Below are 18,301 nucleotides of genomic sequence, written 5' to 3'. Positions count from 1 at the left end.
GCCCGTGACCGATATCGGCCGACGCCGGTTGTTGCAGGCCGGCGTTGCCGCCGGCTTTTCTCCACTGCTGCCCAGCATCGCCCGGGCCGCCGCGATCGCCCCCGCCGCGCAGACGCGCAGCCTGGAAGACCTGCAGCACATCGTGGTGTTCATGCAGGAGAACCGTTCGTTCGACCACTACTTCGGCACGCTGCCGGGCGTACGTGGCTTCGGTGATCGGTTCGTCGCCCCGGCCGCCGCGCTGCAAGCTGGTGACCGCGTCCGCAGCCTGTGGCTGCAGCCCGATGCCAGCGGCAAGCGCGCGATCGCGCCGTTCCCGCTGGATACCGCCGCGCATTTCGGCTACATGCGCGTGGAAGGCACGCCGCATACCTGGCCCGATGCGCAGCGCGCCTGGGACCAAGGTCGCATGGGGCAATGGCCGAAGGCCAAGCAGAACCACTCGATGGGCTACTTCCAGCGCAGCGACCTGCCGTTCCAGTTCGCGCTGGCCGATGCCTTCACGATCTGCGATGCCTACCACTGCGCGATGCAGGCCGGCACCAACCCGAACCGGGTGTTCCTGTGGACCGGCCACAACGATCCGCAGGCCCACGCCGGTGGCCCGGTGATCGCCAACTCGCACGACAATTTCCCTGAACAGGGTGGGCATCCGGCGTCGTACCGCTGGACCAGCTATGTCGAGCGCCTGCAGAGGGCCGGCGTGTCCTGGCAGATCTACCAGGACATGGCCGACAACTTCACCGACAACCCGCTGGCGGGTTTCGAGGCCTTCCGTCAGGCCCACCGCGCGGCGCCAGGGCATGACCCGCAGCTGCGCGCGCGCGGGGTCAGCACGCGGGGCCTGACGCAGCTGCGCCAGGACGTCATTGACGGGCGCCTGCCGCAGGTCAGCTTCATCATCGCCGACGCGGCCGGCAGCGAACATCCCGGCCCGTCCAGCCCGGCACAGGGCGCGGCCTATACCGCACGCGTGCTGGATGCGCTGACCGCCGATCCGGACGTGTGGAGCCGCACCGCCCTGCTGCTGATGTTCGACGAGAACGATGGCTTCTTCGACCACATGCCGCCCCCTGCCCCGCCTTCGCCGGTGGACGGTGGTTGGGCGGGTGTGTCCTCGGTCAGCACCGAAGGCGAGTACCACCGTCACCCGGCACCGGGTGACGAAAAGTACGATCTCGCCGAACTGCGCGGGCGCCCGTACGGTCTGGGACCGCGCGTACCCCTGTACGTGATCTCGCCGTGGAGTCGCGGCGGCTGGGTCGATTCGCAGGTGTACGACCACACCTCGGTCATACGGCTGATCGAGCGCCGCTTTGGCGTGGCCGCACCGGACATCTCGCCGTGGCGCCGCGCGGTCTGCGGCGACCTCAGCAATGCGTTCGACTTTGCCCAGCGCGATACCCGCCCGTTCGTCCGCGGCCTGCCCGACGTGAGTGCGGTTGCCGGACGCGCCGCTGCCTTGCCGGGACGCACCGTGCCCACGCTGCCAGAGGGGCTGAAACCAGCGAAACAGGAAAGCGGTGTACGCCCGGCGCGCGCCCTACCCTATCGTCCGCAGGCATCGATTGCCGCAGTCGATGCCTCGGGTGTGGATCTGACGCTGTCCTGCGAAGCCGCGGCGGCCGTACTGCATGTCTACGATCGGCTGCGGCTGGATGCGGTACCACGCCGCTACACGCTGCTGCCAGGTACGCCACTGCGCGAGCGCTGGCCGCTGGACGCCCAGGGCCGCTATGACCTTTGGCTGCTTGGTCCGAACGGCTTCCACCGCCACTTCCAGGGTGCGGTCAAGGCGCCTGCCGTGCAGGCTTCGATCGAGCGCGCGGACGGCCAGCTACGGCTGCACCTGCGCAATCTGCACAACAGCGCGCAGAATGTGCGGGTGCAGGCCGGCGCCTATGCCGGGCACATGCCGGAGCAGGCGCTGGTGCTGCCGGCGCATGCTGAGGCCACGGTGGCGTGGGACGCGGCGCCCACCGCAGGGTGGTACGACCTGCGCATCGGTGCGGGCGACAGTGCACTGCGACTGGCCGGCCGCGCCGAGGATGGGCGCCCCGGCACCAGTGACCCGGCAATGGGCAGCGAGCCATTGCGGTTCGAGCACGATTGAGGAGCCCTCTGTAGAGCCGAGCCCACGCTCGGCTGCTTTGTCGGGGCAATGCGACCAGGGCGAGAAGCAGCCGAGCATGGGCTCGGCTCTACGGGGCAGATCGGCAGATTCAGGCCTCCTGCAGCCCCGGCCGGCCGTGCTCCACCGCGTAGCGCTTCCAGCTCTGCAGCGCGCCATTCGGCTGCATTACGGTATCCAGCGTCTTCATGTCGCCGATCCACGCATCGCGGGTGACATCGCACAGCACGTAGCCACGCTTGTCGGTGGTCGCCTTCAGGTAGGGACTGTGCGCAAGCTGGTTCATGGCATACGCGTCCACGCCCTGGCCGTCGGCACCGGAAGTGATCGAGGTGGCGAGGAACTCGCTGGAGACCACACCCGAGTCACGGTGGTCCTGTACCAGATCGCTGGCGTAGTGGCGATGCGCGTCGCCGCAAGCGGTCACCACGTTGCCGAAGCCCACCTTCTGGATGTGATCGAGCAGGCGTCGGCGGCTGTCCAGATAGCCCGACCACTGGTCGTCGGACGACTGCACTACCCCGTCCTTCTCGCGCATGTAATTGCCCAGCGCCACCTGGTGGGCGATGGTATGCCAGCGCGGCCCGGCATCGGACAGGCCGTCGAGCAGCCAGCGCTCCTGCTTCGCCCCCACAATGCTGCGCTCCGGCGATTCCACCTCCTCACGCAGCGCCATGTTCACCTGCTTGCTGCGGTACTGGCGGGTGTCGAGCAGGTGCAGATCCATCAGCGTGCCGTAGCGTGCGCGCCGGTACATCTGTATGTGGCCATCGCGCGGGAATGCCGTACGGCGCAGTGGCATGTTCTCGTAGTAGGCTTGGAACGCCTGCGCGCGCCGCAGCAGGAACACTTCGCTGGGCGTATCGTCCTGGTCTTCGGCGCCGGCCCAGTTGTTGTCCACTTCGTGGTCATCGAAGGTGACGAACCATGGTGCCGACGCATGCGCGGCCTGCAAGTCGGCGTCGCTCTTGTACTGGGCGTAGCGGCGGCGGTAATCATCCAGCGTATAGATCTGCGGGCCGACGTGGTTGCGCAGGTTGGTGAACGGCTGGCCGTTCATCTTCCGCGGGCCCGGCTGGCTTTCGCCTTCGTAGATGTAATCGCCATAGTGGAAGACGAAATCGAGCGGTTCCTCGGCGATGCGCCGCCACGCGGTGTAGTGGCCTTCTTCGTAGTGCTGGCAACCAGCCACCACAAAGCGCACCCGGTCCACCGCTGCCGTGGCTGACGGCAGCGTGCGCGTACAACCCACTGCGCTGGCGTGGCCGCCTACGGTGAAGCGGTACCAGTAGGGCCGTCCGGGCGCCAGCCCGTCCAGCTCCACGTGCACCGCGTGGCCGAGTTCGGGATGCGCGAGGGCCGAACCCTGGCGTACCACCTTGCGCATGCCTTCGTCTGCTGCCAGTTGCCATTCGACCACCATCGGCCGGGCCGGCATGCCACCACCGAACACCAGCGGCTCGGTCGCCAGCCGTGTCCACAGCACCATGCCATCGGCCGAGGGATCACCCGAGGCCACGCCCAGGGTGAAGGGCGTGCTGGCAAAGCGCGGCGAGGTCAGCAGGTTGCGTGGGTTCAGTGCAGTGGCGTCGGTCTGCGCGGCCAGTGCGCGCGCCGTGCCCATCCAGGCCCCTGCGGCCGACAGGCCGGCCAAGGCCAGGAATCGCCTGCGATTGATCGTCTCCACGGATGACCCCTCAGTTGTAGATGATGTGGAAATAGAAGAAGCGGCCGTAGTCGTCGATCTCGGTTCGGAAACGCCCGTTCGGACCGGTGCTGTAGGTTGGCTGCGTGTTGAACAGGTTCTTGGCCTCATACTTCAGCGTTACGTGCTTGCCGACCTTGTGGCTGAAAGCCATGTTGAACGTCATGTATGGGTCGTAGTACGAATCCAGCCATTCGGTGTCACCGAAGTCGACCAGCATCCGGCTGCGGTAGGTTCCGGACAGGCGCAGTTGCGAGCTCTTCCACGGCATGCGCCAGATCACCGACCCATTGAGCGACCAGTCCGGCTGGTACAGCAGGCGGTCCAGGTGCCGCTCGGTGCCATCGGTGATGCGGTAGTTGGTCTGGCCTTCCAGACGCGTCGCGTTGAAGTACATGTCGAAGCGCTGGCGGCCCCACTGCAGATTGCGATTGGCCACCGCGAACTCAACGCCACGCAGCTTCGACTCGTCGGTGTTCATCGGCTGGGTGACCCGGTAGCGGGTGTCCCCCACGTTCTCGAACGTGGTCAGGGTGTAGATATCGTCCTTGATCACCTTGTCGAACAGCGCCACCGAGACCAGGCCATTGTTGCCGTTGAAATACAGGTCCCACGCCAGGTCGACGTTGGTGGAACGGCGCGGCTGCAGGTTGGCATTGCCCTGCTTGATGGTGCAGAAGCCCCTGCCCTCCTCGTCATCGCCACAGCTGGTGCTGGTGGCCTGGGCGATGTTGCTCGGCGTCGGCCGGCCCAGCGTACGGCTGGCGGAGAAGCGCAGGCGCTGGTCCTCGCTCAGCTTGAACGTCGCATTCAACGAAGGCAGCAGGTTGTTGTAGCCACCGCTCGTGTTGCGGAAGGCGGAGGTATACGTACTGCCGCCATCATCGCTGAACGGGCTGTAGGCATCGAAGCGGGTGTGGTCGTAACGCAGGCCGCCGATCAGCAGCAGCCGGTCCCAGGCGTAGTGAGCGGACACATAGGCATTGGTGATGTCCTCCACGTACTTGTAGTCGCTGGTGAAGTTGGCATTCGGATACGCCGCATTGTTGTTGCCCAGCTTCGGCAGCAGTTCCTCGTTCCACTTGCGGTTGTCGATCAGAGGGAAGCCCGGCACGCTGCCCAGCAGCGTCGACCCCGGGTAGAGGTAGTCGTTGAGCGTGGCACTGCTCCTGAAGTAGTCGAAGTCGATGTCCTGCCAGATCTTCAGGTGGCGGTACTCGGCACCGGTGGCCAGGCCGAAGCCGCGCGCGTCGGCGTCGATGTTGTAGCTGAAGTCCGCGCGCAGGTTGTCGATGCTCTCCTTGGCATCGCGCGGGGAGACATAGGCCTGCGCCGGATTGAGCTTGAACGCGGAGCTGGTCAGCAGGCTGGAATCAGAAACCGCTACCGCGTTTGGGAACCCGTGACTGTCATTCTCGTAGTCGACGAACAGATTGCTTGGATAGGCGCGCACACCCCAGTAGACCTGGTTGTTGTGGAAGGTCTCTTCGGTGTGGCCACCACGCAGGGTCAGGCGCGAACGGTCGCCGACGTCCCAGTTGAAGCTGGCGATGGCGCCACGGTTGCTGCGGTCCCAGCGGTCGTGACGGTTCTTGATGTAGATGCTGTTGATCTGGGTGGTGCCGCTGTCCTCGGTCTGGTTGCGGATCGGAAACTTGGCGTTGCCATACAGATCCGTCTTGTTCATCGTCGAGTTCTCGTAGAACCGGTACGAGTACAGCAGCAGCGATGCGTAGAACGGATCATCCGAGGGCTTCCACTCAAGCTTGGCGGAGCCACCGAAGTTGGTGATGAAGTTGGTATAGGTGCCGGTGCTGAAGTTGCCAGGCGCACGCAGCCCGTTCCAGCCCTTGGCCTCGCCCGGACCGGTGGTGCCGTCGGTGAGGTATTTGCCAGCGTCGTTGTAGTAGTAGTTCGACTCCACCCAGCGCTTGACGCTGTTGCGTGAACGCTGCTCATAGCGTGCCACCGCAACGATGCCGAATTCCTGGTCGGCGCCGAACTGGTTGGAGAACACCATCTTGGCGCTCTTGCCGAAATGGCCCAGGGTCTCGTGGTTGCCGCCGGCGCTGCGCTCGACGTTGGTCTCGGCAGTGGAATAGATGCCTGCCACATCGGCAAACACGTACCTGCCGGACCGGTCGAAGGCACTACGGCTGATGATGTCGATCACACCGCCGATCGCATCCGGTGCCTGCTCCGCACTGAAGCTCTTGTAGATGTCGGTTCGGGTACCGATGTCGCTGGGAATCAGCTGCAGGTTGTTCATGCGCTCCCCGGAGCCACTGCCCCCCACGCTGGCGATCGCGATGCCATCGATGGTGGTGTAGTTGAGGTTGGCCTGCACGCCGCGCACGGTCACGTAGCGTGGTTCGCCGGCATCCTCCACCGCACTCAGGCCTGGAGCGGCCATCAGGCTCTCGGCCAGGGTCTCGTCGCCGTAGCTGTCCATCTCGTCGTAGACCACCGAATCCTTGATCACCGGCGACGACTTCTTCTGGTCGATGACCTCATGCGCGGCAATCACCTTCACCGTGCCCAGGGTCGGCGCCAGCACCGCCCCGGCCTCGCGCGGCATCGGCGCGGCTGGCTTCGGCGCGTTGCGTGCGGGTGCCGGATCGATGGCGATGACATTGCCATCTACCACGGTATAGCCCAGACCGGTACCCGCCAGCAGTGCGTCCAACGCCTGCTTGACGGTGGCGCCCCGCGGCACAGCCCCGGCGATGTGCGCTTCACCGCTGCCCGAGTACAGGAACTGCACGCCGGAACTGCGCGACAACTGCTCAAGCGCACGTGCCAGCGGTTGCGCCGCGATCCCCGCCGACACGCGGGCTTCAAGGCCATCGGCAGTGGCCGCGGCCGCCACTGGCACGCTGCAGGGAGACAGGGCGAGGATGATCGACAGGTAGAGCGTGTTGCGCATCACGGGTCCTTGGAAGAGAAAAGGCTGCGAGGTCGCCGCGTGACTTGGCAGCGGCTTCTCCCAAGTAAGAGCCCGCTTCCACCGAAGTGGAGAACACGGATTCGATGAATTTTTTCTGACAGTCCACGACCACACGGGCCTCAGCGACTGCCGACCCGCACTGTGTCGCCTTCGCGCCTCACCACGAAGCGTGGGTCGCGTTCAAGGAAGGCCTGCAGCGCACCGATGCGATGCGCATCAAGGCTGCCGGACAACCGTGCCGATGCTGCGCCTTCGTCCAGCACGCGCACCTGCACCTGGTTGTGCCGGTTGAAGGCAGCTGCCACCTCATCGAGCCGCTCATCGAGGAAGGACACTTTGCGCTGCTGCCAGTCCAACAGCATCGACAGCGGCATGTCCACTGACTCGACGGCATGGCTTCGCGCGTCGACCTGCACCACCCGGCCCTGCTCCAGCTGGGCCAGGCGGCGGGCACCCGCGCCCTGGCTCCAGACCTCGACCTCGCCGGAGACCACGCCGATGCGGGTGCTCTGCAGCCGTCGCGATACATCGAATACAGTGCCGATATCCCGGATCTCCAGGCCGTTCACTTCCACCTCGAACGGACGGCGGTCGCGGGCGATGTCGAACGTGGCCTCCCCCTGCAGCAGCTCCACCCTTCGACTGAACCAGCTGATGCGTACCCGCAGTCGGCTGTCCGCGTTGAGCCGCACCTGGGTCTGGTCGGGCAGCACCAGGTCGCGGAGTTCACCATGCCCGGCACTGTAGAGCTGCTGGGTGGGCATCATCTGCGAAACCAGGCCCACGCCGAGCAGGGCAACACAGGCCGCGGCAGAGACCGTCCACCAGCGCACGCGACCGCGACGCAGCACAGCGCGGGGCGGCGCGTGCGCACGACCGAACAGCGGCACCACCTTGGCGGCGACCTGCTGCGGTGGCACCAGCGCCGCATCAGCCAACGGCGATTGCAGCGCCTCGCCCACCTGCCGGTGCAACGCGAGCGCGCGCATGTAGGCGCGAACATGCTCGGGCGAGCGCTTCATCCAGTCGAGGAACGCGACACGCCCGGCCTTGTCCAGCACCCCCTCGCGATTGCACAGGAACCAGTGCGCCGCCTCACGTTCGATCGTGTCGTCAGGCCTGCGTGATGGATACCGATTCATGTGAGCTCCCTGCCGCCCAGCGCCTTCCTGCAGGCGTCCAGCCCCTTGCCGATATGCTTGCGCACCATGTGCACCGACACCTGCAGCTGCTGGCTGATTCCCGGGCAGTCCAGCCCGTCGCGGTAATGCAGCTCCATCACCCGGCGCGTGGTCGCCGGCAACCGCGCGATGGTGCTGCGGATATCGTTCCAGCGCTGCGCACGCTCGAATTCGCCCTCGATGTCTTCTTCGCTTTTCAGCACTTCGGCCAGCAGATCGACGTCTTCCAGCGGCGGCAGCGACGACCGCACGCGGGCGTGCTCGCGCGCCAGGTTGGCCGCCACGGTGAACAGGTAGGCTTCCGGGTTCTCGACCGCGTCGGCATCCTCGCCGGTGCTGCGCAGCAGTCGCAGGTAGACCTCCTGCGCCAGGTCTTCGGCATCTTCGCTGGCCGAACCGCGGCGCAGGAAGAAGCCACGCAGCAGCCGGCGCCGCAGTTCGTAGCTCTTCTCCCAGATCCTGACGCTGTTCACGGCCGGCCAACCACCCCGAGGCTGGAAAGCCCAGCAGGGTGACGGCCATTGATGACAGGGGCGTTGCAGCAGACGAACGTACCAGGCATTCCCCGCCCGGCACGTCGGCGCACGATACGGCGCGCTGCTCCAACTCTTGCTTGCCAGAAACCGAAGCCGGGCCCGCCTATCGAAGGCGCGAGGACGGGCCTACGCTTGCCTCCTAGGTGGCCGCCATGGCCACCCTTCGCGTCACGGCATTGCGGTGGCGCCCCCCGCTCCAATGCTGTGCGCCCTGATGGTGTTGTCGCCTAGGCAGACGTCCGACCGGCGCCCTCTGGAGACAGTCATGAACCAATCCCTGATCCCTTCGATACCGACCCGCTGGAAACGCGGGAGTGGCATGAATCGCTGCAGGCGGTGTTGCAGGCCGGTGGCCGGCCACGCGCGCACTACCTGATCGACCAGCTGAGCGGGCTGGACGCCCAGCAGCACGGCGACCTGCATACCCGCGCATGGACGGCCTACGTCAATACCATCCCGCCCGAACGCCAGCCGGCCTATCCGGGCGACCTGGCCGTCGAGCGCCGCCTGAACGCGATGATCCGCTGGAACGTGATGGTCATGGTGCTGCGTGCTGGATGCAGGACGCCATGGGCAGGTATGGCATCGACACCGGCAAGCGCGACCCGGCCCCGGTGTAAGGCGGCGGTGTTCACCACGCCCGTTGTGCGGGCGTGGTGAACGCAGGATCGCTACGGCATGCGTTTGAACAGGTTGGTCTGCAGGATCGGCGTCCCGTCGTGAGCGTAGAACGCCTTGGTCTCGGTCATCGTCGCCTGGTCATCGGCCACGGTGTAGATACGGGTGGAGGCCGGCGTACCGTGGTCCACCAGCTGCATCACCAGGGTGTTCGGCGCCGGCAGCTTCAGGTTGGCCTTGTCCGCGCCATAGGTGCCCGACAAAGGGCCCGGCGTACCGTCCAGCGCCAGCGTGCCGTCGGACTTCATGGTATTGCTATCACGCAGGACGATATCCACGTGCGAGCTCCAGCGGCCACCACCGGCGTCCTTGAACTCCAGCACCACCCGCTTCGGACGCTGCGCCTCGGGCAGTGCCGAGGTCGCGGTGTCCAGCGACCAGCGCCCCAGCAGCGGCGACGGGGACGCTTCCACCGCCAGCGCCAACCCGGCCGGCAGCGAACACGCACACAACAACACAGCGGACAACAGCTTCATACGTTGCTCCGTTCCAGTGAAGAAGGTGCTGCGTGACGCGTTGTGGGGCGCAGCGCTTCGGATCGTGCACAGCATCTAGGCCCCGCACAAGGCAGGGCGCTGAACGCGCGGCATCCTCGTTCGCGCCTCCCGCGATTCAGGTCTGGCGGCAAGGCCTCATCACGTTCTTGTCGATATAAATAGTTACGTTATAACATTTCACGCCTATTTCACGAGTCCTGCCATGCGTCGCCACCTGCTTGCTGCCGCCATCCTGCTCGCTGTCCACACCGCCCACGCTGAGGACGCACCTACCCTTCCCACCCTCCAGGTCCAGGCCTCCCCGCCCTCGCGCGTCGACAGCCGGGTCACCGTCGACAATCCACAGGCGCAGAACCGTACCCTCGGAAGCCTGCTCGAACATGTCTCCGGCGTGCAGAGCAGCGCCTTCGGGCCGAACGCGGGCGCCCCGGTCATCCGCAGCCTCAGCGGCAACCGCGTGCAGATCCTGCAGGATGGCCAGTCCATTCTCGGCATGAACGCGATCAGCGGCGACATCAACATTCCGTTCGATCCACTGTTCGTGCGCAGCGTCATCGTCAACAAGTCCTCCGATACCGTGCGCTATGGCGGCAATGCGATCGGCGGCAGCGTGGAGATCGATTCGGGCCTCATCCCGCGCAGCATGGAAGACACGGAGCAGTCGATGGAGCTGGTCCTGCGCCAGGGCTTCAATGCCGCCGACGCGCAGGGCTTCCGCATGAACTTCAACAACCAGCGCAACCTCTCGACCAACCTGCAGGTCTCGCGCCAGCGCATCTCGCACTACGACATCCCGGGCAACAGCAAGGCCGACGTCTGCAACACCCGCCTGTTCCCGCCGACCGGCGGCGTCAACTCGGCGCTGGCCGACAGCTGCCAGAAAGAGGCGCGCGTCCAGCAGATCTACAACAAGGCCTCGCAGCCGTACATCGACCAGTTCATGACCGAAAATCCGGACTGGGCCGATGGTGACTTCTCGTTCTACACCAACCATCCGACCTCGGTCTGGCAGCGCCGCACCTATATCAATCCGGCCAACCCGGCCTACGTGCCCGGCACGCCGTCGTACGTGCAGAAGCAGATCAACAACGATGTCACGCCCGACTACCATCACCGGCTGGGCAACAGCTACGCACGCAACTCGCAGGTGGCCTTCGGCTCGACGCTGTTTTTCGACCGTGGCTACGTGGGTGTCAGCATCGATGCCAAGGACAGCGAATACGGCGTGCCGGGATTCTCGATGCAGAACCTGTCGTTCGGTTCGAACGATGCCGATGGCCTGCCGGTGGGCGTGGTGATCAAGCAGGAACGCTACGCGCTGGACGCCCTGCTGCGCGATCCGCTGCCGTGGTTCGAGCGCGCGGAGCTGCGAGTTTCCAGGCTGGACAACACGTCGGGCGAGCGCCTCGGTGCATCCAAGGCCAATGACTACGACTTCGAAAGCTCCCAGGCCGAGCTGCTTCTGAGCCATCAGCGCGTCGGTCTGCTCAGCGGCCTGCTCGGCTTCAGCCACCAGTCGCGCCAGGTCACCGGCAGCGGTTCACTGCGCTACCTGCCCGACGTCGACACCCGCAGCAACGCGGTGTTCCTGAAGGAGACGCTGGACTTCGGCTGGGCCAGTTTCGATGCAGGCGTGCGCCACGAGCGCGTTGACCATGACCTGCAACCAAGCCGCTTCAAGACAGCGCGCAATGCCGCCAACACGAAATTGCAGGACCGCGACTACCGGCTCAACAGCTACACCCTCGGATCGTATGTCGAGCTAGGCCCCTTGTTCGCCGCCAAGGTGCGCTACGCATCCTCGCAGCGCGCACCGGAGATCAACGAGCTGTATGCCAGCAACGCACATTATTCGGTGATGACCCAGGAAGAAGGCAACCAGAACCTCAAGCCTGAGCGCGCGAAGAACCTGGAGCTGACCGGCCTGTTCCACATCGGCGGTTTCGAGCTGTCGGCCACCGCTTACCGGATGAAGTACGAGAACTATCTCTACCTCGGCCATTCCGGCCTGCAGACCGCCAACCGTCTGCCGCTCAAGTACTGGAAGCAGACCGACACCACGGTGAAGGGTTTGGAGATCGACGCATCTCAGGTGCTGGACTTGGGCCGGTATGGCACGTTGAACATCTCTGCCTTCGCCGATCTGGTGAAGAACAAGGCCGACCACCCCGATCCGCTGCGCGCCCACAACGATGGCGAGTACCTCCCGAACATGCCGACCAACCGCTACGGTGCCAACCTGCAATGGCAGCGCGAAGGTTGGAAGGCGCAGCTGTCGAGCACCTACTACGACACGCAGAAGTACCTCGGCCGCAACGTCAGCGAGGAAATCCCGCTGGACGCGTTCAACCTGGTTGATCTGCAGGTCAGCCGCGAACTGCCGGTGCGCAGCAGCTACATCGCCGGCATGGAAGTGTTCGTCAGCGGCAGCAACCTGCTCAATGAGGAAGCGCGTCCACACAACTCGCCGCTGAAGTACATCGCGCCGCTGCCGGGGCGGGGCTTCCAGGTGGGTGTGACGGTAAAGCTCTGAGGAGAGCCTGATTCGGTCGCCATCAGCGATCAATGATCGCTGGATGGCACGCCGGGACCCTGCATCCGCGCAAAGAAAAACGCCTGCAGATCGAGGATCTGCAGGCGCTTCTTTGTATCTGGCGGAGTGAGAGGGATTCGAACCCTCGATAGAGCTTTTGACCCTATACTCCCTTAGCAGGGGAGCCCCTTCGGCCACTCGGGCATCACTCCGGGGTTTTCTCCGCGTCTGGTGCGTCGCACCTCAGCGGGGCGTGAATCATAACGTTAATCGAGTGCGAAGGTAAAGCGTTATTCGGCAGAATTTTCGCTACCGGTGCCACCGGCTTCATCACCACGCTGGATGCGCTGATAGATCTCTTCGCGATGCACAGCGACGTCCTTCGGCGCAGTGATGCCGATACGCACCTGGTTACCCTTGACGCCAAGCACGGTGACGCTCACCGAGTCTCCGATCATCAGGGTTTCGCCGACGCGGCGAGTCAGGATCAACATTTTTGTAAGTCTCCATGGAACCGTGTGGAAGGGTATCCCCCACCGGCTTGACGCTCCGTCAAGAAGCGCTACCACGACAAAGGGAAAAGATTCGCAATGGTACCGTCAGCCGTCCCGCTCCTACAAGGAGGGGGACGGCCAGGTTCATCACAGGCGGGGGCTGACCCATTCGACGACTGCAGCCAGCGCAGTGGCAAGGGCGGGCCCGTCCTCGCCACCACCCTGGGCGAGGTCCGGGCGTCCGCCGCCCTTGCCCCCGATCTGACCGGCGATATGGGACAACAGTTCCCCGGCCTTGACCTTGCCCATTGCGCTGCCGTTCACGCCTGCGACCAGGGCCGCCTTGCCGTCCTGGGCGCCGGCCAGCACGATCACCGCGTCGCCCAGCTGCTGCTTGAGGCGATCCATGGCGTCACGCAGGGCCTTGGCGTCGAAGCCCTCCAGGCGGGCAGCCAGCACCTTCACGCCAGCGACCTCGACGGCCTGGCCGGACAGGTCGGCCGTGGCACCCGCAGCAACCTTGGCCTTCACGGCCTCCAGTTCGCGCTCCAGCTGCTTCTGGCGCTGGCCAAGGGCACGGATCTTCTCGACCACGTCGGCGGCGCTGCCGCCGAGCAGCTCAGCGGCCTCGGCCAGGCGGGCCTCTTCGGCGTCCACGTAGTCCAGCGCGCCCTGGCCGGTCACGGCCTCAATGCGGCGCACGCCCGCGGAGACGCCGCCCTCGGAGGTGATCTTGAACAGGCCGATGTCGCCGGTACGGTTGACGTGGGTACCACCGCACAGCTCGGTGGAGTAGTCACCCATCTTCAGCACGCGCACGTGCTCGCCGTACTTCTCGCCGAACAGGGCCATCGCGCCGAAGTCCAGCGCTTCCTGCATGCCCATGGTGTGCACTTCGGCGGCGTTGTTGGCGCGCACCTGCTGGTTGACCTTGCGCTCGATCACCGCCAGTTCGTCGGCACTGATCGGCTGGAAGTGCGAGAAATCGAAACGCAGGCGGTCCGGGGCGACCAGCGAGCCCTTCTGCTGCACGTGGGTGCCCAGCACTTCGCGCAGGGCGGCGTGCAGCAGGTGGGTAGCCGAATGGTTGAGGATGGTGGCGCTGCGGCGGTCGCCATCAACCTGGCCGGAGAGCACGTCGCCGACCTTCAGGCCGCCGTCGGACAGGGTGCCGACGTGGCCATGGAACTGGCCGGCGAACTTCTGGGTGTCTTCCACCACCATGCGCACGCCGTTGCCGGTCAGCACGCCGGTGTCGCCGACCTGGCCGCCGGACTCGGCGTAGAACGGGGTCTGGTTGGTGATGACGATAACTGCGTCACCCGCATCGGCCGACTGCACCGGACGACCGTCCTTGAGCAGGGCCAGCACGCTCAGGCCGTCGGCCTGCAGGCGGTCGTAGCCCAGGAACTGGGTCGGGCTGAGGGTCGCCACCAGCTCGGCTGGCAGGGTCACGCCGCCACCGAACTTACCGGCCGCGCGCGCGGTCTCGCGCTGCTGCTCCATCGCGCCATCGAAGCCGGCGATGTCGACGGTCAGGTCGCGCTCGCGGGCGATGTCCTGGGTCAGGTCGAGCGGGAAGCCATAGGTGTCATACAGACGGAAGGCGTCAACGCCCGGGATAACGCCATTGCTGGCCTTGCCGGCCACGTCTTCGAAGATCTTCATGCCTGCATCGAGGGTTTCGGCGAAACGCTCTTCCTCGGCCTGCAGCGCACGGGTGACCGTGTCCACCGCCGCCGGCAGTTCCGGATAGGCCTCGCCCATCTGCTCGACCAGCGTCGGCACCAGCTTGCTGAAGAACGGCTGGCGTACGCCCAGCATCCAGCCGTGGCGCAGGGCGCGGCGGATGATACGGCGCAGCACGTAACCCCGGCCTTCGTTGGACGGCAGCACGCCGTCAACGATCAGGAACGAGCAGGCGCGGATGTGGTCGGCAATCACGCGCAGCGACTTGTTCTCCAGGTCGGCGGTGCCGGTCAGCTCGGAGGCCTTGCGGATCAGCGCCTGGAACAGGTCGATCTCGTAGTTGGTGTGCACGTGCTGCAGGATCGCAGCCAGGCGCTCCAGGCCCATGCCGGTATCCACGCACGGCGCCGGCAGCGGCACCAGGGTGCCGTCGGGCTGGCGGTCGAACTGCATGAACACCAGGTTCCAGATTTCGATGAAGCGGTCGCCGTCTTCATCCGGCGAACCCGGGGGGCCGCCTGCGATATGGTCGCCGTGGTCGTAGAAGATCTCGGTGCACGGACCACACGGACCGGTGTCGGCCATCTGCCAGAAGTTGTCCGAAGCGAACGACGCACCCTTGTTGTCGCCGATGCGCACGATGCGCTCTTCCGGCACGCCGACCATGTCGCGCCACAGCGCATAGGCTTCGTCATCGGTCTGGTAGACGGTGACCAGCAGGCGTTCGGCCGGCAGCTTCCAGACCTGGGTCAGCAGTTCCCAGGCCCAGGCAATCGCGTCCTTCTTGAAGTAGTCGCCGAACGACCAGTTGCCCAGCATTTCGAAGAAGGTGTGGTGGCGTGCGGTGTAGCCGACCTGGTCGAGATCGTTGTGCTTGCCGCCCGCGCGCAGGCAGCGCTGCACGTCGGCCGCGCGCACGTAGCTACGCTTCTCCGCGCCGAGGAACACGTCCTTGAACTGCACCATGCCGGAGTTGGTGAACAGCAGGGTCGGATCATTGCCCGGCACCAGCGGCGCCGAGGGCACGATGGTGTGGCCTTTGCCCTTGAAGAATTCAAGGAAGTCGCTGCGGATCTGGGATGTCGTGAATTTGGCGGATGCGTTCATTGGGGGCTGGCAGTCTGCGGGCCGGCGGACCCGGACCACTGGCCGTGTTGGCCATAGTCGCGAGGGACCGCCGAAAACCTAAAGGGTATCAGGCCCGGCGCCGCCAGTCTCAGTCATCCGGGTCGTAGCGGGTCGCACGGCGGATGCTGTCGCCGTCGAAGCCCCGTCGGGCCAGCAGATCGGCGGCCTTGCGCCGCTGCGTCAGGTCCTGCGGACCGGCCTCGCCAAAGCGTCGGCGGACCAGATCACGGGCGTTCTCCTGCCAGTCGCCTTCGTAGCTGTCCATCGCTGCAGCAATCGCGGCACTGTCCAGGCCGTGGGTCCCCAGCTCGGCGCGGACATGGATCGGCCCATAACCGGTGTTGGCGCGCATCCTCACCAGGTTCTCGGCAAAACGGGTGTCGTCCTGCCAGCCCGCCTCGGTCAGCTTGGCGACAGCGGCCTGCGCGGCTTCGTCTTCGATGCCACGGGCGGTCAGCTTGCGGGTGAGTTCCTTGCGCGAGTGCTCGCGGCGGACCAGCAGGCCCAGCGCCCGTTGGACGGGAGTCTGCTCACGCTGCCGGCGCTTGCGGCCGGTGGGAATGTCTTCGGCGTCGGACATCGGTGCTCCAAGGGTGGCGCCGTCCTTGGCGCCCTGCCCATCCCTGGGCGATTCGAACCTGCGGGACAGGGCGACGTCACTGACGGCGCCGCCCTGCCCCACAGCAAGCCTTACTCGTCGTCGCCTTCGTCGTCGCCTTCCTCGCGGGCCGCTTCGGCCGGCTGGAATTTCTCACGCAGCTCGGCCTCGAGCTTGGCGGCGACGGTCGGGTTGTCGCGCAGGTAGCCGCGGGCATTGTCCTTGCCCTGGCCAATGCGCTCTTCACCGTAGCTGTACCAGGCGCCGGCCTTCTCGACCAGCTTGGCATCCACGCCCATGTCGATCAGTTCGCCCTCGCGGCTGATGCCTTCGCCGTACAGGATCTCGGTGATCACCTGCTTGAACGGAGGCGCCAGCTTGTTCTTGACGACCTTGATCTTGGTCTGGTTGCCGATGATCTCATCGCCCTTCTTGATCGCACCGATACGGCGGATGTCCAGGCGGACCGAGGCATAGAACTTCAGCGCGTTGCCACCGGTGGTGGTTTCCGGGCTCTGGCCCGGCATCATCACGCCGATCTTCATGCGCAGCTGGTTGATGAAGATCACCAGGGTGTTCGAACGCTTGATGTTGCCGGTCAGCTTGCGCAGCGCCTGGCTCATCAGGCGGGCCTGCAGACCCGGCAGCTGGTCACCCATTTCGCCTTCGATTTCGGCCTTCGGGGTCAGCGCGGCGACCGAGTCGACCACCAGGATGTCGACCGAGCCCGAACGGACCAGCATGTCGGCGATTTCCAGCGCCTGCTCACCGGTGTCCGGCTGCGACAGCAGCAGGTCGTCCACGTTAACGCCCAGCTTCGCGGCGTAGATCGGGTCAAGCGCGTGCTCGGCGTCGATGAAAGCTGCGGTACCGCCCATCTTCTGGCATTCGGCGATGGCCTGCAGGGTCAGGGTGGTCTTGCCCGAGGATTCCGGGCCGTAGATCTCAACGACACGGCCCTTCGGCAGACCGCCAATGCCCAGTGCGATGTCGAGCATCAGCGAACCGGTCGGGATGGCTTCGACGGGCTCGACCACGCGGTCGCCCATGCGCATCACCGAGCCCTTGCCGAACTGCTTCTCGATCTGGCCCAGAGCAGCAGCCAAGGCGCGCTTCTTGTTCTCGTCCATCGTATTGGTCCTTGCAGAGGTCATGTCGTTGGGGGTGCTGTCTTTGGGGGTCTTCTTTGCCATGGGTTCACTTTAAGTCGGACGTATCGCACAGGCTGAGATTCTGCCCGGCGCTCTGAAAAGAATTATCGGACATCCGTACCAACCTCAGTGGAACCAGAGAATCGCCACAAAAGACCGCGGGGTAATGCACTATGGAGCGGGTCAACGATTGGGCCGAAGCAGGCCGCAATAGAGGCCTTCAATCGCAAAATCCTGGTCCGGCAGCACCTCGATCGGCTTGTAATCGGGATTGCGCGGCAGCAGGCGGATGCGGTCCTTGGCGATCTTCAGCAGCTTGACGGTGATCTCGTCATCGATGCGGGCCACCACGATCTGCCCGGAACGGGCGTCGCGGGTACGGTGCACGCCGATCAGGTCACCGTCGAAGATGCCCTCATCGATCATCGAGTCGCCCTGCACTTTCAGCAGGTAGTCCGGCGCCGGCGAGAAGAACACCCGGTCCAGCACCACGAAATCGTCGGAGCCGATGTCGGCACCGATCGGCAGGCCAGCAGCGACCCGGCCCAGCACCGGCAAGCGCAGCACGCTGTCCGGAAGGCCCGGCTCGGCGAGCTTTTCGACCGGCGGTGCCTGCACCAGGCGGATGCCGCGAGCCTGGCCCGGGATGCGACGGATCGCACCGGCCTGCTCCAGGGCTTCCAGGTGGTACTGGGCCGCGCGCACGCCCTTGAAGCCGAACGCGCGTGCGATTTCAGTCTGCGACGGCGGTGCGCCCTCGCTCTCGATACGCTCGGCGATCAACTGCAGGATCGCCTGCTGGGTGTCGGTCAGGTCCATGGTTAGTAGTATTACTACTAACTCACACAACTGCAAGTGCCGGGTCTGTAGTGCCGCGCCATGCTCGGCAGTTGGGCCAATGGCCGGGCGGCAAAGGCAAAAAGCAGCCGACCAGCGATTGGCCCTACAGGAATCGCGCAGCGATTCCGCGGTTTTTCCGTGGGGGAACCGGCGGGGGGGGGGGGGGGGGGGGGGGGGGGGGGGGGGGGGGGGG

The 18,301-nt window shown here is 65.5% G+C and carries 12 protein-coding genes, 1 tRNA gene and 1 pseudogene; 3 read left to right on the top strand and 11 right to left on the bottom strand.

Annotated elements, in window-relative coordinates; genetic code table 11:
• The first annotated feature begins 4 nt into the window (after positions 1-4).
• Positions 5-2,113 (top strand): phosphocholine-specific phospholipase C, encoded by a 2,109-nt coding sequence (locus ACM0PY_RS05515; protein WP_414609423.1) that lies wholly within the window; start codon positions 5-7, stop codon positions 2,111-2,113.
• A gap of 109 nt (positions 2,114-2,222) precedes the next feature.
• On the opposite strand, the gene ACM0PY_RS05510 is transcribed toward ACM0PY_RS05515, so the two are convergent.
• The 4 genes from ACM0PY_RS05510 to ACM0PY_RS05495 all read right to left on the bottom strand — a co-directional run bounded on the left by ACM0PY_RS05510 (position 2,223) and on the right by ACM0PY_RS05495 (position 8,437).
• Entirely contained in the window at positions 2,223-3,818 is a 1,596-nt protein-coding gene (locus ACM0PY_RS05510) for an alkaline phosphatase D family protein (RefSeq protein WP_180885885.1), read from the bottom strand.
• Between the two features lie 10 nt (positions 3,819-3,828).
• The gene (locus ACM0PY_RS05505) at positions 3,829-6,762 is read right to left on the bottom strand and encodes a TonB-dependent receptor (RefSeq protein WP_180885886.1); all 2,934 of its coding nucleotides are present in this window, start codon (positions 6,760-6,762) and stop codon (positions 3,829-3,831) included.
• A 140-nt stretch (positions 6,763-6,902) separates the two neighbouring features.
• The gene (locus ACM0PY_RS05500) at positions 6,903-7,925 is read right to left on the bottom strand and encodes a FecR family protein (protein ID WP_134970146.1); all 1,023 of its coding nucleotides are present in this window, start codon (positions 7,923-7,925) and stop codon (positions 6,903-6,905) included.
• A complete protein-coding gene (locus tag ACM0PY_RS05495) occupies positions 7,922-8,437 on the bottom strand; it encodes an RNA polymerase sigma factor (RefSeq protein ID WP_134970145.1) in 516 nt (171 codons plus the stop codon). Before ACM0PY_RS05495 ends, ACM0PY_RS05500 begins: the two co-directional genes overlap by 4 nt.
• 328 nt (positions 8,438-8,765) lie before the next feature.
• Between ACM0PY_RS05495 and ACM0PY_RS05490 the strand changes: the two are divergent.
• Positions 8,766-9,103 (top strand): annotated as a pseudogene (locus tag ACM0PY_RS05490) (pyruvate dehydrogenase E1 component-related protein); the annotation flags it as partial.
• 68 nt (positions 9,104-9,171) lie between these two features.
• On the opposite strand, the gene ACM0PY_RS05485 reads toward ACM0PY_RS05490, so the two are convergent.
• Complete coding sequence (locus tag ACM0PY_RS05485; RefSeq protein WP_414609422.1) at positions 9,172-9,654, bottom strand: LuxR family transcriptional regulator; 483 nt, start codon at positions 9,652-9,654, stop codon at positions 9,172-9,174.
• A gap of 223 nt (positions 9,655-9,877) precedes the next feature.
• Here ACM0PY_RS05485 and ACM0PY_RS05480 point away from each other — a divergent pair, with 223 nt between their 5' ends.
• A complete protein-coding gene (locus tag ACM0PY_RS05480) occupies positions 9,878-12,208 on the top strand; it encodes a TonB-dependent receptor (RefSeq protein WP_180885892.1) in 2,331 nt (776 codons plus the stop codon).
• A 119-nt stretch (positions 12,209-12,327) separates the two neighbouring features.
• Here ACM0PY_RS05480 and ACM0PY_RS05475 read toward each other — a convergent pair.
• From ACM0PY_RS05475 to lexA, 6 genes are all read right to left on the bottom strand, one after another.
• A tRNA-Ser gene (locus ACM0PY_RS05475) sits at positions 12,328-12,420 on the bottom strand.
• A gap of 78 nt (positions 12,421-12,498) precedes the next feature.
• Entirely contained in the window at positions 12,499-12,702 is a 204-nt protein-coding gene (gene csrA / locus ACM0PY_RS05470; protein ID WP_004152909.1) for a carbon storage regulator CsrA, read from the bottom strand.
• 147 nt (positions 12,703-12,849) lie between these two features.
• Positions 12,850-15,498 (bottom strand): alanine--tRNA ligase, encoded by a 2,649-nt coding sequence (gene alaS / locus ACM0PY_RS05465; protein WP_180885894.1) that lies wholly within the window; start codon positions 15,496-15,498, stop codon positions 12,850-12,852.
• Between the two features lie 109 nt (positions 15,499-15,607).
• The gene (recX, locus tag ACM0PY_RS05460) at positions 15,608-16,099 is read right to left on the bottom strand and encodes a recombination regulator RecX (RefSeq protein WP_061480154.1); all 492 of its coding nucleotides are present in this window, start codon (positions 16,097-16,099) and stop codon (positions 15,608-15,610) included.
• A gap of 110 nt (positions 16,100-16,209) precedes the next feature.
• Positions 16,210-17,247, bottom strand: coding sequence for a recombinase RecA (gene recA / locus ACM0PY_RS05455; RefSeq protein WP_005416046.1), 1,038 nt, complete (start codon positions 17,245-17,247; stop codon positions 16,210-16,212).
• Positions 17,248-17,451: 204 nt separating this feature from the next.
• Positions 17,452-18,087 (bottom strand): transcriptional repressor LexA, encoded by a 636-nt coding sequence (gene lexA / locus ACM0PY_RS05450; RefSeq protein ID WP_005416045.1) that lies wholly within the window; start codon positions 18,085-18,087, stop codon positions 17,452-17,454.
• Positions 18,088-18,301: the final 214 nt, after the last annotated feature.

This window comes from Stenotrophomonas sp. BR163, from assembly GCF_047520985.2.
Taxonomy (GTDB): domain Bacteria; phylum Pseudomonadota; class Gammaproteobacteria; order Xanthomonadales; family Xanthomonadaceae; genus Stenotrophomonas; species Stenotrophomonas sepilia.
The sequence above is the reverse complement of the archived record's forward strand: the minus strand, read 5'-3'. Positions and strand labels throughout refer to the sequence as shown.

Coding starts and splice junctions, on each gene's coding strand:
- ACM0PY_RS05505 (WP_180885886.1), bottom strand. CDS start 6,762: ATGCGCAACACGCTCTACCTGTCGATCATCCTCGCCCTGTCTCCCTGC.
- ACM0PY_RS05500 (WP_134970146.1), bottom strand. CDS start 7,925: ATGAATCGGTATCCATCACGCAGGCCTGACGACACGATCGAACGTGAG.
- ACM0PY_RS05485 (WP_414609422.1), bottom strand. CDS start 9,654: ATGAAGCTGTTGTCCGCTGTGTTGTTGTGTGCGTGTTCGCTGCCGGCC.
- ACM0PY_RS05480 (WP_180885892.1), top strand. CDS start 9,878: ATGCGTCGCCACCTGCTTGCTGCCGCCATCCTGCTCGCTGTCCACACC.
- csrA (WP_004152909.1), bottom strand. CDS start 12,702: ATGTTGATCCTGACTCGCCGCGTCGGCGAAACCCTGATGATCGGAGAC.
- alaS (WP_180885894.1), bottom strand. CDS start 15,498: ATGAACGCATCCGCCAAATTCACGACATCCCAGATCCGCAGCGACTTC.
- recX (WP_061480154.1), bottom strand. CDS start 16,099: ATGTCCGACGCCGAAGACATTCCCACCGGCCGCAAGCGCCGGCAGCGT.
- recA (WP_005416046.1), bottom strand. CDS start 17,247: ATGGACGAGAACAAGAAGCGCGCCTTGGCTGCTGCTCTGGGCCAGATC.
- lexA (WP_005416045.1), bottom strand. CDS start 18,087: ATGGACCTGACCGACACCCAGCAGGCGATCCTGCAGTTGATCGCCGAG.